Raw genomic sequence first — 12,711 nt, forward strand, 5'->3', positions numbered from 1 at the left:
TTGGGGGCATTCGCTGCGCACGGGACCGGAGGGGCGGCGCGCCGGCCGGCGGCGCCCCGGGTCCGGTCCGCGGTTCAGTTCGCCGGGGCCGCCGCGGCGATGTTCGCGCCCGGCTTGTTGGACAGGCCCCAGACGTAGGCGGTCAGCACGCCGATCTGCGCATCGGTGAGCTTGCCGGCCTGGGCGGGCATCTGGTTCACCTTGCCGTTGTTGATCATGGCGGTGATGGCGCCCTCGCCCCAGCCGTGGAGCCAGATGTCGTCCGTCAGGTTGGGCGCGCCCAGCGCGGTGTTGCCCTTGCCGTCCATGCCATGGCAGGCTGCGCACACCGTGAACTTGGACTTGCCCAGCGAGGCACGCAGCGAATCGTGCGGGCTGCCCGACAGGCTCAGCACGTAGTGCGCGAGGTTGCGCACGTCCTCGGCCGAACCGACGGCCGCTGCCATGGGAGGCATGGTGCCGATGCGGCCCTTCTCGATCGTCTCGCGGATGTTGGCGGGCGCGCCGCCATGCAGCCAGTCGTTGTCGGCCAGGTTCGGGAAGCCCTTGCTGCCGCGCGCATCGGAGCCGTGGCACTGCGCGCAGTTGTTCATGAACAGGCGCTCGCCGATGGCCATGGCCTCGGGGCTGGCGGCGGCCTGCTCGGTGCTCATCGCGGCGAAGCGCGCATAGAGCGGCTCCAGTTCGGCCCGGGCCTTGGTCATCTCGTTCTCGTATTCGCCGCGCTGCGACCAGCCGAGCTGCCCGCTGAAGCGGCCCAGGCCCGGATAGGCGGCCAGGTAGCCCAGGCCGAACACGATGGTGATGACGAACAGCCACATCCACCAGCGCGGCATGGGGTTGTCCATCTCGGTGAGGTCGCCGTCCCAGACGTGGCCCGTGGTGTTGTCCGCACGCGGCTCGACCTTCTTGCGCGAAGTGATCCACAGCAGGATGAGGCAGCCGGCGATGCCGCCGAGGGTCAGCGCGACGACGTACACCGACCAGAAATTGTGGGTGAAGTCACTCATGGTTCTTCTCGTTCTTGAAAGAGTTCAGGGGAGCGTCCTGCTCGGCGAACGGCAGTTGCGCGGCCTCCTCGAAACGGGACCGGTTGCCGCGCGAGAACGCCCAGACCAGGATCCCGAGGAAGAGCGCGAACGAAACCAGCGTCGCGATGATGCGCACCGTGGTGATGTCCATGGCGGCCTCCCGTTACTTGAGCGCGCGGCCCATGACCTGCAGGTAGGCCACCAGCACGTCCAGCTCGGTCTTGCCCTTGACCTCCTCGGCCGCACCGGCGATCTGCTCGTCGGTGTAGGGCACGCCCACGGTGCGCAGGGCCTTCATGCGGGGCGCGGCGACGGACGGGTCCACCGCGGTCTTCTCCAGCCACGGATAGGCGGGCATGTTGGACTCCGGCACCACGTCGCGCGGATTGTTCAGGTGGATGCGGTGCCACTCGTCGCTGTACTTGCCGCCCACGCGGTGCAGGTCGGGGCCCGTGCGCTTGCTGCCCCACTGGAACGGGTGGTCGTAAACGAACTCGCCGGCCACGGAGTAGTGGCCATAGCGCAGCGTCTCGGCGCGGAAGGGGCGGATCATCTGCGAGTGGCAGTTGTAGCACCCCTCGCGCAGGTAGATGTCGCGGCCGAGCAGCTGCGTGGCCGTGTAGGGCTGCACGCCGTTGACCGGCTCGGTGGTGGACTTCTGGAAGAACAGCGGCACGATCTCCGCCAGGCCGCCGATGGCCACCACCAGCACGATCAGCACGATCATGAGGAAGTTGTTGGTCTCGATCTTCTCGTGGGAGAAGCCGGCTTTTGTCGTTGTGTTGTCGGACATGGAAAGCGCTCCTGGGGTTCAGGCGTGGGCAGGCGCCACGGCCGGGATCTGCACCTCGACCGAGCGGCCGGCCATGGCGGTCTTCCACACGTTCCAGGCCATCACCACCATGCCCGCGAGGTAGAGCAGGCCGCCGGTGAAGCGGATGACGTAGAAGGGATAGGTGGCCTTGACGCTTTCGACGAAGGTGTAGGTGAGCGTGCCGTCGGCGTTCACCGCGCGCCACATCAGGCCCTGCATCACGCCGGCGATCCACATGGCGGCGATGTAGAGCACGATGCCGATGGTGGACATCCAGAAGTGCAGCTCGATCGCCTTGATGGAGTGCATCTTCTCGCGGCCGAACAGGCGCGGCACGAGGTAGTAGAGCGAGCCCATCGTGATCAGGCCGACCCAGCCGAGCGCGCCGGCGTGCACGTGGCCCACGGTCCAGTCGGTGTAGTGGCTCAGCGCGTTCACCGTCTTGATGGACATCATCGGGCCCTCGAACGTGGCCATGCCGTAGAACGACAGGGACACGATCAGGAAGCGCAGGATGGGGTCGTCGCGCAGCTTGTGCCAGGCGCCCGACAGGGTCATGATCCCGTTGATCATCCCGCCCCAGCTGGGCGCCAGCAGGATCAGCGAGAACACCATGCCCACGGACTGCGTCCAGTCGGGCAGCGCGGTGTAGTGCAGGTGGTGGGGGCCCGCCCACATGTAGGTGAAGATCAGGGCCCAGAAGTGCACGATGGACAGGCGATAGCTGTACACCGGGCGGCCGGCCTGCTTCGGGATGAAGTAGTACATCATTCCCAGGAACCCGGCCGTGAGGAAGAAGCCCACGGCATTGTGGCCGTACCACCACTGCACCATCGCATCCTGCACGCCTGCATAGGCGGAGTAGCTCTTCATCCAGCCGGCAGGCACCTCCGCGCTGTTGACCACGTGCAGCAGCGCCACCGCGAGAATGAAGCCGCCGAAGAACCAGTTGGCCACGTAGATGTGCTTCACGCGGCGCTTGCCGACGGTGCCGAAGAACACGATGGCGTACGAGACCCACACGAGCGTGATCAGGATGTCGATCGGCCACTCGAGCTCGGCGTATTCCTTGCCCGTGGTGTAGCCCAGCGGCAGGCTGATGGCCGCGGCCACGATGACCGCCTGCCAGCCCCAGAAGGTGAACGACGCGAGCGGGCCCGCGAACAGGCGCACCTGCCCAGTGCGCTGCACCACGTAGTAGCTGGTGGCGAACAGCGCGCAGCCGCCGAACGCGAAGATCACCGCGTTGGTGTGCAGCGGGCGCAGGCGGCCGTAGCTGAGCCACGGAATGCCGAAGTTGAGTTCCGGCCAGGCGAGCTGGGCGGCGATCAGTACGCCCACCAGCATGCCGACCACTCCCCACACCACGGCCATGATTGAAAACTGCCGCACGACCGTGTCGTTGTAGTGCGCGGCGTTCGAGACAGAAGAATCCATCGGGCACCTCTTTGGTTTGCTTACAAATTCTGACGAAAGGGGGCCCGAAGCCGTTTGACCAGCGTCAATCGTCCCGAAGAATGCGTTCGCCTTCCTGTTCGACGTTGTCGAATTGCCCCCGGTCGATGGCCCACCAGAGCCCGACCAGAATCAGCAGCACGAGCACGACCGACAGCGGAATCAGCAGGTACAGGATGTCCATCACGCGGCTCCCTGCACCAGGGGAGCCGCGTCAGGCGGCACGGCAGCGTCCGGCGCCATGGCGGCCGTTTCGGCATCGCTGCCCGCGCCCCTTGCGAGGCGCGCCGCGTTGGCCACCACCAGCAGCGAGCTGAGCGCCATCCCCAGGCCCGCGAGCCAGGCCGGCATCCAGCCCGCCACCGCGAGCGGCACGCACAGCGCGTTGTAGGCAGCGGCCCAGGCCAGGTTCTGGCGCACCACGCGCAGCGTGCGCCGCGCGAGCCGCACGCTGCGCTCGACCATCGCGAGCTGCTCGCCCATCACCACGAAATCCGAACGCGACCGCGCGAGCGGCACGGCCCGGCCGAACGCGAACGACACGTGCGCGCCCGCGAGCACCGGCCCGTCGTTGAGGCCGTCGCCCACCATCGCCACGTGCCGGCCGGCGGCCTGCAGCGCGCGCATGTGGTCGAGCTTGCCCTGCGGGGCGCAGCCGCCCCGCGCTACCTCGATGCCCGCGCCCGCGGCCACGCGCGCCACGGCATCGTCGCGGTCGCCGGAAAGCAACTCGACCGCGAGGCCCGCGCCACGCAGCCGGACGATCACGCCGGCCGCATCGGACCGCAGATCCTCGCGCCAGCCGAAGCGAGCGATCTCGGCGGGCCAGCCGGCGGGGGACGCTGCGCCCCCCCGGTCCCCGGCACTGCCGTGCAGCGGCTGCGCGCACAACGCCAGTTGCTGGGCGTCCACAGGGACGCTGTCCGCCGCACGGCCGAGCCGCACCACCGCGGGCGCGAGCCGGCCTTCGCCGTCGTCCACGCGGGCGACGAGGCCCTGCCCCGCCACCTCGCGCACGTCGCTCACGCGCCAGCGCGCGGCGGCGCCCTGCCCTTGAGGCCCGGCCGCCTCCACCAGCGCGCGCGACAGCGGATGCAGCGAGTGCCGCGCCAACGCCGCCGCCAGGGCCAGCGCATCGGCCGGCTCGAAGCCCGGCGCCGGATGCACGCCGGCAATGCGGACACCGTCCCGCGTGAGCGTGCCGGTCTTGTCGAACACGACCGTGTCCACGGCAGCCAGGGTTTCCAGTGCCTGCAGATTGCGCACCAGCACGCCCTGCCGGGCCAGCGCGCCCGCCGCCGTGAGCATCGCCACCGGCGTGGCGAGGGAGAGCGCGCACGGGCACGTCACGATGAGCACCGCCACCGCGACCATGAGCGCATGCTCGGGGTCCGCCCTCCACCACCACGCGGCGGCCAGGCCCGCAGCCAGCAGCACGCCCACCAGGAACGGCCGCGCGATGCGGTCGGCCAGTTGCGCCAGCCGAGGTTTCTGCGCGGACGCCGCCTCCATCAGCGCGACGATCTCGGCGAAACGCGTATCGCCTCCGACGCGCTCCACGCGCACCTCCACAGGCGCGCTCAGGTTGTAGCTGCCGGCCGTGACGGCCGCGCCTTCCGCGCGCGGCAGCGGAGTCGATTCCCCCGTGAGCAGGGCTTCGTCCACCTGCGTGCTGCCGCGGTCGATGCGGCCGTCGGCCGGGAAGGCCTCGCCCGGCAGGACGCGGACCACGTCGCCCGCCGCCAGCCGGCGCACGCCCACGCGCGTGAAGGTGCCGTCGGCACCACGGCGCTCCACGCTGTCGGGCAGGCGGTTCATCACCGCCTCCAGCGCGCCCGCCGTGCGGTCGCGCAGCCGCATCTCCAGCCAGCGTCCCGTGAGCAGGAAGAACACGAACATGGTCAGCGAGTCGTAATAGACCTCGCGCCCGAAGGGACCGGCCGGGTCGAAGGTGCCTGCCGTGCTCACCACGAAAGTGATGCCCATGCCCAGCGCCACCGGCAGGTCCATGCTCACGCGGCGCTGCCGCAGGTCGCGCAGCGCGCTGGAGAAGAATGGGCCGCACGAAAAGATCATCATCGGCAGCGTGATGACCCACGAGGCCCAGCGCAGCAACCGCTCCATCTCGGCCGTGAGGTCTCCCGGCTGCGCCACGTACGCGGGCCACGCGTACATCATCACCTGCATCATGCAAAAGCCCGCCACCAGCCAGCGCCACAGGGCGCGGCGGCCCTCGCGGCGGCGCTGCTCCCGCGCCAGCGCGTCCATCGCCGGCAGGGCGGGGTAGCCGGCGCGGGCCACCGCGGCGAACCAGCGTGAGGGCCGGACGACGCCCGCGTCCCAGACCACGCGGGCGCGGTGCGTGGCGGCGCTCACCTCGGCCTGCAGCACGCCGGGCACGGCACGCAACGCATCCTCGATGGTCAGCGCGCAGGCCGCGCAATGCATGCCCTGCAACACGACATGGGAATCCCAGACACCCTGCGCCGGACCGGTGGCGGAGGCATGCGGACGGCCAAACGATGGCCATTCCTGCGGATCGTCCAGCAACGCGTCCCCGTCCACGGATGGGCTGCCGGGCAGTGCCTCCCTGTCGATGGCGGAACTGGCGGCAGGCGACTCGGAGGGATCGGAAAGCATGGCCCCGAGGCTATGCGCCCACCCCCCAGGGCACATTGACCTGGATCAAGACGCGAAGGACGGGGTGGCTCAGGCGCTGTCGTCGTCCGAGGAAAGGGTGGCGGACAGGGCCAGGCCCCTGAGCTCCTTCACGGTCCCCACGCTTTTGTCGGGATCACCGGTACACACTGCGGGCGGGTCGGTGATGTGCAGGGCCCCGGATTCCTCGACCAGGAACTGCAGATCGTCCACCACGGTCCGGGTGTGCCGGAGTGTGGCGATGTTGGTGTCGCAATCGTCCACGGTCAGGGTGGTGAGATACCTCTCCGAGGGCACGGCTCCGCCGGAGGCCACGATGTCCGCGGAGTTCTTCGCCGCCGGCAGATAGGCCTGCTCGATGCCGACCAGGCGCCCCACCCGCACCAGCGAATACACCGCCACGGTCCGGAACCCGCGGGCCTTCAGTTCCAGCAGTGCCGCCACCTCCCGTTGCGCGTGGGACAGCGGTGTATCGAAATGCCCGATCGCCTCCCGGCGCACGAGCGCGACGCAGGCACCGGGCCGGCTCCGCAGCCTGTAGACATCCTTCTGGCTGCCACTGCCGATCTTTTCCCCCAGCTCCGCCGGCGACAGCTCGGCCGGTCCCGGCTGCAGGGTATGGAGCCCCGCAAGCCCGGGGCCGGCCGGTGGTGCCGGATCCGCTGCGGATGCCCGCCTGGCGGCGCGTGGCGCCAGCCCGGCCAGATGGGGGTTGCCGGGCATGGGCGTGCCCGCGCGCGGGGAACCAGTCGATGATGCACCTTCCCCGGAGACTGCAGTCCGCCGTTCCGGGGAAGGGCTGCGGAGGGCATTCAGGTCACGGAACACGGAAGGAATTCCTGGAAAAACGCCGATGCTCGGAGGACTTTCATCGCCACGCCGCCCTGCAGGCGAACCCGCATTGCGCCAGGCGAAGCGCCCTGGCTGCAGCCCTGCCGGCCGACGCAGGAACGCGCCGCACCAAGCTGCATTGACGCGCATCAAGACAGGAAGGCGCCCACCCACCTATCCTGCAGCAGAGTCATCACCACGCGCTCCCGCCAGCCCGGCATCGGCGCACTCATCCAGAGGAGGGAACAACGATGTCCTACCGCCGCATCCTCATCGCCACCGACGGCTCCGACCTGTCCGCCAAGGCCGTCGAGCACGGGCTGTCCCTGGCCCGGCTCTCGGGCGGCCGCGTGGTCGCGCTCAAGGTCGTGCCGCGCTACCCGCGCAGCTACTTCGAGGGCGGCTCGCCGGTGGATGCCGCCGAGGCGCGGCGCATCGAGAGCCAGTGGGCCACCAACGCCCAGGCGCTGGTGGACGGCATCCGGCAGCTGGGCGATGCCCAGGGGGTGAAGGTCAAGCCCGTGGTGACCAAGTCGGACCTCGTCGCCGAGGCGATCATCGCCGCGGCCACCAAGCACGACTGCGACCTCGTCGTGATGGCCTCGCACGGCCGCAAGGGCATCAAGCGCCTGCTGCTGGGCAGCGAGACCCAGCACGTGCTCACGCACTCGAAGGTGCCCGTGCTCGTGCTGCGCTGAAGTGGTGCGGCCGGCCGGTGGCCGGCAAACGCTGCCCCATACCGAAGACTTTCCCCACCAGGAAGAGTCAGAACGTGTAACGCTATGGCGGAGATCACATTGCCCCGCTAAGTGGCTGGAAGTGCGGGTGTCAACGCCGCAGGCGGCCCTTTGGTGGAGCAACCCGCATGGGACGGCCATTCCATAGTGTTAGCGCCAAACGACGCTCCTGCATGGATTGCTTCGCGTGCATGTATCGCGCTTCCGATCGTCTCGGGTCCATTTTTCGGTTGCTGAGAGGATGGATGCAGTGAACGCATACAGACACAGCCATGCCAAGTCCCACCGTAGGTAGCAGAAAGTCATCGTCTTTCCATACGCTCTCCTCCACCAGACAAACCACGCACCCGACGCCCTCCGCAAACCGCAAGACAAACCGCCATACGACACCTGAGGGACTGCAAGGCGCACCTGCCCGCCCAGTTTCGGTCCGGGGCCAAATGCAGCCCCGGACCGAGATCCGGCGGCTGAGTCAGCACGGCACACTTGCCCATGCCTCAGAGCAGATGGCGCGCGAGGTCCTGGCAAGCATCCCGCTCGGGCGTCTCAAGAGCGAGCTTTCTTCCGAATTGCTGCATGTCGTGCATTCGGTCGCATACGCACCCGACGACAGGTTTGGCACCCTCAAGGGCAAGCTGTCCTTCGACTACGCACTGGCACTGGTCCGCGGCAAGCATCGCATCGAGCCTGCCCAGATTCGCCAGTCCTGGGCCGCTGCCCCCGCCGGGTTGGCCCTGAGAACATATGACTCTTCGGAAATTGCCAAGATTCGGCAGCATGGGGCTTCATTCATGGCCCTTCCTTGGCCAACCTTATCCACTGTATCCGGTAGATCCCAGACGGGGAAAACCGTCTTTCGACCGGCAAACCAGATACCCGCGGATCTGAACAAACTCTGCGACGAAGTCAAGAAAATGCTTCGCCAACCCAGGCACGGCGGTGCCCTGGAGGGCGCCTTGGTGGCGGCCCACTTCAAGCAAAACTTCATTGCCATCCACCCCTACATGGATGGAAACGGACGCGTGAGCAGGCTGATGGCCGAACGCATCCTCCACGAATTCGGACTTCCTGCTCCAGACTGGAGCCAAGGGAATTTCGATCTGAATCTCGGCGTGGAAGACGCCGCGCTACTGATATTGCAGCACCTTCCGAAGGCGCCGGCAAACCCCGCGGCGCCCGGATACGCCACGGTGGCCCATCTCCCATCCTGACTTTTCAGCCAGGTGGTTGCAGCCGGTGACCAGACGGCATGACAAAGCCGGATCCATCGGCGACCCAGGAATAAGCCGCAGGCACGAACAAATGGCTGCATCGGGTGCCAGCGTCAGCCGAACAGCCCCTTGTACTGCTCGCGCAGCAGGTTCTTCTGCACCTTGCCCATGGTATTGCGCGGCAGCTCGGCGGCCACGAAGCAGCGCTTCGGAATCTTGAAGTTCGCCAGGCGCGCCTTGAGCTGCGCGATGATCGCCTCGCCATCGGGCTGCGCGCCGGGCTTGCCGATCACCACCGCCACGCCCACCTCGCCGAAGTCGGGGTGCGGCACGCCCACCAGCGCGCTCTCGGCCACGCCGGGCATCTCGTTGATGAAGCCTTCGATCTCGGCCGGATAGACGTTGTAGCCGCCGGAGATGATGAGGTCCTTGCTGCGCCCCACGGTGTGGACATAGCCCCGCGCATCGACCTTGCCCACGTCGCCCGTCTTGAACCAGCGGCCGCCCTGCGCGTCAACGGCGAACTCCTCCTTCGTCTTCTCCGGCATGCGCCAGTAGCCCTGGAACACGTTCGGGCCCTGCACCTGGATGTGGCCGATCTCGTCGGTGGCCACCGGCTGCCCGGCGTCGTCCACCACGCGCAGGCCCACGCCCGGCAGCGGGAAGCCCACGGTGCCTCCGCGGCGCTCCTCCTGCCCGCCGTGGCGCGGGTCGGCCGCGTACGGATTGCTGGTGAGCATGATGGTCTCGCTCATTCCATAGCGCTCCAGGATGGTGTGGCCCGTGCGTTCCTGCCACTCCTTGAACGTCTCGATCAGCAGCGGCGCGGAGCCGGCCACGAACAGGCGCATGCGGGCCGTGCACTCGCGGTTCAGCGCGGGCTCGGCCAGCAGCCGCACGTAGAGCGTGGGCACGCCCATGAACACCGTGGCTCGCGGCATCGCGGCGATCACGGCCTTCGGGTCGAACTTCGCGAACCAGACCATCGGGCTGCCGTTGATGAGCGCCCCGTGGATCGCCACGAACAGGCCGTGGACATGGAAGATCGGCAGCGCGTGGATCAGCACGTCGCCGGGCTTCCAGCCCCAGTAGTCCTTGAGCACCAGTGCGTTCGACAGCAGGTTGCCGTGCGTGAGCATCGCGCCCTTGCTGCGGCCCGTGGTGCCGCTGGTGTAGAGGATGGCGGCGAGGTCATCCGCCGACCGTGCCACCGGCTCGTGCACGCTGGAATGGTGCGTCGCGCGCTCGAGCAGCGTGCCCGTGCGGTCGTCGCCGAGCGTGAACACGTGCGCCGTACCGGCCGTAAAGGCCAGCTTGGAGACCCAGCCGAAATTCGCCGGCGTGCAGACCACCACCGCCGGCTCGGCATTGCCGATGAAGTATTCGATCTCCGCGCTCTGGTAGGCGGTGTTCAGCGGCAGGAACACGAAACCGGCGCGCAGTGTCGCGAGGTACAGCAGCATGGCCTCGACCGACTTCTCCACCTGCACCGCGATGCGGCTGCCCTCGGGCAGCTTCAGCGAGGCGAACAGGTTGGCGATGCGCGCGCTGGCGTGCTCCAGGTCCGCCCAGCTGTAGTGCAGGGGCAGCCCCTCGGGCGACGTGGCCTCCACGGCGATGCCGTCCAGGTCCGCCGGGAAGGCGGCGCGCAGGGCGCTGTAGAGGTTCTGGTGGCCGGCGGACGGTGCGGGCTCCGGTGCGGGGGAAGACGGTGCGAGCGGTTGGGAAGACATGGTGATGAGCAAATGGATGGACGAATGAAAACTGGGAAACGGCGAACTCGGATGGATGCCGGAAGAAGATGAAGGAATGCGTGACTCAGAACCGAGGTGTCCGCTTTTCCAGGAAAGCGGAGATGCCTTCGCGGTGCTCCGCGCCGGCCGCGTAGGCATACGGATCGGAAACGGCCTGCGGAGCGCCGCCGGCAGCCTGCCGGCACGCGCGCAGCGTCTGCTTGTTGAGCCGCGCCGCCTCGGGTGCCAGCGCCGCGATGCGCTCCGCGCTCGCCCACGCCTGCGCGGCCAGTCCGTCGTCCGCCACCACGGCCGCCAGGAAACCCTGCGCGGCCAGCGGCCCCGCGCCGAACGTGGCGGCCTCCAGCAGCATGCGGCGGGCCAGGCCATCGCCCACGGCCTGCGCCACCAGCGCGGCCTCGCGCGGCGCCATCGGGAACCCCAGCCGCGCGATCGGTGCGCCGAAGCGCGCGGATACCGCCGCGAACCGCACGTCGCAGCAGGCCGCGATCTCCATCCCGGCGCCCATGCAGGCACCACGGATCACGGCGACGACCGGCACGTCGCACGCCAGCATCGCCGACAGCCCGCCCCACACATCGTGCTCGTGGAAGTCGCGCAGGCTCCCGGGATCGAACCGGAACGCCGGGTATTCGGAGATATCGCCCCCCGCGCAGAAGGCATCGCCCTCCCCCTCGATGAGCACGCAGCGCGCGTCCTCGCGGGCCTGGATGCCCTCGAACACCTCCCGCAACTGCCGCCACATCGCCCGCGACATGGCATTGAGCCGCCCCGGATGCCGCAACGTGACACGCACGATGCCACGCCCTTCCTGCGCACCCCCTTGCGGCCAGACCACCCCGACCTCACCACCCGCCATTCCACGGCCCCCTGTTCAACAAAAGTTCATCTGCTCACCCGACCATCGCCACGCCGACAAATGCCGGAATCCACGCAATGCCACCCGATCGAGAGGCCGCGGAGCAGGCCAATGCGAGCAGACGCCGTGGAACCGGCTCCGCCGGGCCACAGGCGTCGTCCCCCCTTCCGCGCGCAGCGCGAGAAAGGGGCTGAGGGCCGCGGCTCCGAGCCTGCCTGCGCAGGCTTGGACGTGCCCGAAGGGCTGCCGTCTCTGGCGGCTGCATGGAAGGCGCGCAGCGCCTCAGGGGGGTTCACTCCAATTTGGCCCCGGAAGCCTTCACCACCTGCGCCCAGCGCTTCACCTCCGCCCCCACCATGGCACCGAACTGCGCCTGCGTGAGCCCGCCGTAATCGGCGCCATTCTTCGCCCACACGGCCTTGATCTCGTCGGCCGCGCCGATGCGGCGCACCTCCTCGACGATGCGCGCCTGCAGGTCGGCCGGCGTGCCGCGGGGCGCCCAGAGGCCGTACCACGTGGTCACCGTGTAGTCGGGCAACCCCACCTCGGCCGCGCACGGCACATCCGGGAAGGCCGGATTGCGCTGCTTGCCCGACACCATCAGCGCGCGGATGCGCCCGCCCTTGATGTGCGCCGCGGAAGAGCCCAGACCGTCGAACATCATGTCCACGTTGCCACCGATCAGGTCCTGCAGCGCCGGTCCTGCGCCCCGGTAGGGAATGTGCGTGATGAAGGTATTGGACTGCAGCTTGAAGAGCTCTCCGGCCAGGTGGTGGGAGGTTCCCGAACCCGCCGATGCGTAGTTGAGCTTGGCCGGATTGCGCCGCACGTGGTCGAGGAAGGCCGGAAACGCCGTGAACGGCACGTTGCGCGGGTTCACCACCAGCACCTGCGGCACGTTGGCCAGCAGCGCCAGCGGGATGAAATCCTTTTCGATGTCGTAGTCCAGCCGCGGATACATCGAAGGCGCGATCACGTGGTGCGTTCCGCCCATGAACAGCGTGTAGCCGTCCGGCGCGGCCTTCGACGCATAGCTCGCGCCCACCGTGCCGCCGGCACCACCGCGGTTGTCGATGACCAGCGTCTTGCCGGTGGACTTGGAAAACTGCGCCGCCAGCGGTCGCGCGAACGCGTCGGTGCCGCCGCCGGCCGGGAACGGCACCACCAGCGTGACCGGCTTGGCCGGCCAGGGGTCGTTCGCGAGGGCGCGGCCCGCGGCGAGCGCGAGGCCCGTGGCGGCAGCCCCGCGCAGCAGGGCGCGCCGGGGCAGCGCCGCTGCGGGCGCCTGGAAAGGGTTCACTGGCATCGGTCTTGTCTCCTGTCGTCGTTGTGGTGAAGGGGCGGCCATGCCGCCGGGAACA

General features: G+C 68.7%; 12 protein-coding genes. 2 read left to right on the forward strand and 10 right to left on the reverse strand.

The genetic code is table 11. The annotated features are described in order from the left end of the window. Positions 1–74: 74 nt before the first annotated feature. The 7 genes from ccoP to BLR99_RS22440 all read right to left on the reverse strand — a co-directional run bounded on the left by ccoP (position 75) and on the right by BLR99_RS22440 (position 6,681). Positions 75–1,010 carry a cytochrome-c oxidase, cbb3-type subunit III gene (ccoP, locus tag BLR99_RS05115; protein ID WP_011794663.1) on the reverse strand — a complete coding sequence of 312 codons (936 nt, stop codon included), beginning with the start codon at positions 1,008–1,010 and terminating at the stop codon, positions 75–77. Then, positions 1,003–1,182 (reverse strand): CcoQ/FixQ family Cbb3-type cytochrome c oxidase assembly chaperone, encoded by a 180-nt coding sequence (locus tag BLR99_RS05120; protein WP_011794662.1) that lies wholly within the window; start codon positions 1,180–1,182, stop codon positions 1,003–1,005. Before BLR99_RS05120 ends, ccoP begins: the two co-directional genes overlap by 8 nt. A gap of 12 nt (positions 1,183–1,194) precedes the next feature. Next, a complete protein-coding gene (ccoO, locus tag BLR99_RS05125) occupies positions 1,195–1,824 on the reverse strand; it encodes a cytochrome-c oxidase, cbb3-type subunit II (RefSeq protein ID WP_011794661.1) in 630 nt (209 codons plus the stop codon). Between the two features lie 18 nt (positions 1,825–1,842). Further along, on the reverse strand, positions 1,843–3,282 hold the full coding sequence (gene ccoN / locus BLR99_RS05130) for a cytochrome-c oxidase, cbb3-type subunit I (RefSeq protein WP_011794660.1): 1,440 nt from the start codon (positions 3,280–3,282) through the stop codon (positions 1,843–1,845). A 64-nt stretch (positions 3,283–3,346) separates the two neighbouring features. Then, positions 3,347–3,484: a cbb3-type cytochrome oxidase assembly protein CcoS gene (gene ccoS / locus BLR99_RS05135; RefSeq protein ID WP_011794659.1), complete on the reverse strand. Its 138-nt coding sequence runs from the start codon at positions 3,482–3,484 to the stop codon at positions 3,347–3,349. Next, a complete protein-coding gene (locus BLR99_RS05140; protein WP_041827284.1) occupies positions 3,484–5,940 on the reverse strand; it encodes a heavy metal translocating P-type ATPase in 2,457 nt (818 codons plus the stop codon). The genes ccoS and BLR99_RS05140 overlap by 1 nt, the downstream gene beginning before the upstream one ends. 69 nt (positions 5,941–6,009) lie before the next feature. Continuing rightward, a complete protein-coding gene (locus BLR99_RS22440; protein ID WP_017438746.1) occupies positions 6,010–6,681 on the reverse strand; it encodes a hypothetical protein in 672 nt (223 codons plus the stop codon). Positions 6,682–7,040: 359 nt separating this feature from the next. Between BLR99_RS22440 and BLR99_RS05150 the strand changes: the two genes are divergently transcribed. Then, positions 7,041–7,487, forward strand: a complete 447-nt coding sequence (locus tag BLR99_RS05150; protein ID WP_011794656.1) for a universal stress protein — start codon at positions 7,041–7,043, stop codon at positions 7,485–7,487. 479 nt (positions 7,488–7,966) lie between these two features. Next, positions 7,967–8,737, forward strand: coding sequence for a Fic family protein (locus BLR99_RS05155; protein ID WP_011794654.1), 771 nt, complete (start codon positions 7,967–7,969; stop codon positions 8,735–8,737). A 113-nt stretch (positions 8,738–8,850) separates the two neighbouring features. On the opposite strand, the gene BLR99_RS05160 is transcribed toward BLR99_RS05155, so the two are convergent. The 3 genes from BLR99_RS05160 to BLR99_RS05170 all read right to left on the reverse strand — a co-directional run bounded on the left by BLR99_RS05160 (position 8,851) and on the right by BLR99_RS05170 (position 12,656). After that, complete coding sequence (locus BLR99_RS05160) at positions 8,851–10,470, reverse strand: malonate--CoA ligase (RefSeq protein WP_074686908.1); 1,620 nt, start codon at positions 10,468–10,470, stop codon at positions 8,851–8,853. An 85-nt stretch (positions 10,471–10,555) separates the two neighbouring features. Beyond that, positions 10,556–11,350 (reverse strand): enoyl-CoA hydratase/isomerase family protein, encoded by a 795-nt coding sequence (locus BLR99_RS05165; protein WP_011794652.1) that lies wholly within the window; start codon positions 11,348–11,350, stop codon positions 10,556–10,558. Between the two features lie 292 nt (positions 11,351–11,642). After that, complete coding sequence (locus BLR99_RS05170; RefSeq protein ID WP_011794651.1) at positions 11,643–12,656, reverse strand: Bug family tripartite tricarboxylate transporter substrate binding protein; 1,014 nt, start codon at positions 12,654–12,656, stop codon at positions 11,643–11,645. Positions 12,657–12,711: the final 55 nt, after the last annotated feature.

The organism is Paracidovorax citrulli (assembly GCF_900100305.1).
Lineage (GTDB): Bacteria > Pseudomonadota > Gammaproteobacteria > Burkholderiales > Burkholderiaceae_C > Paracidovorax > Paracidovorax citrulli.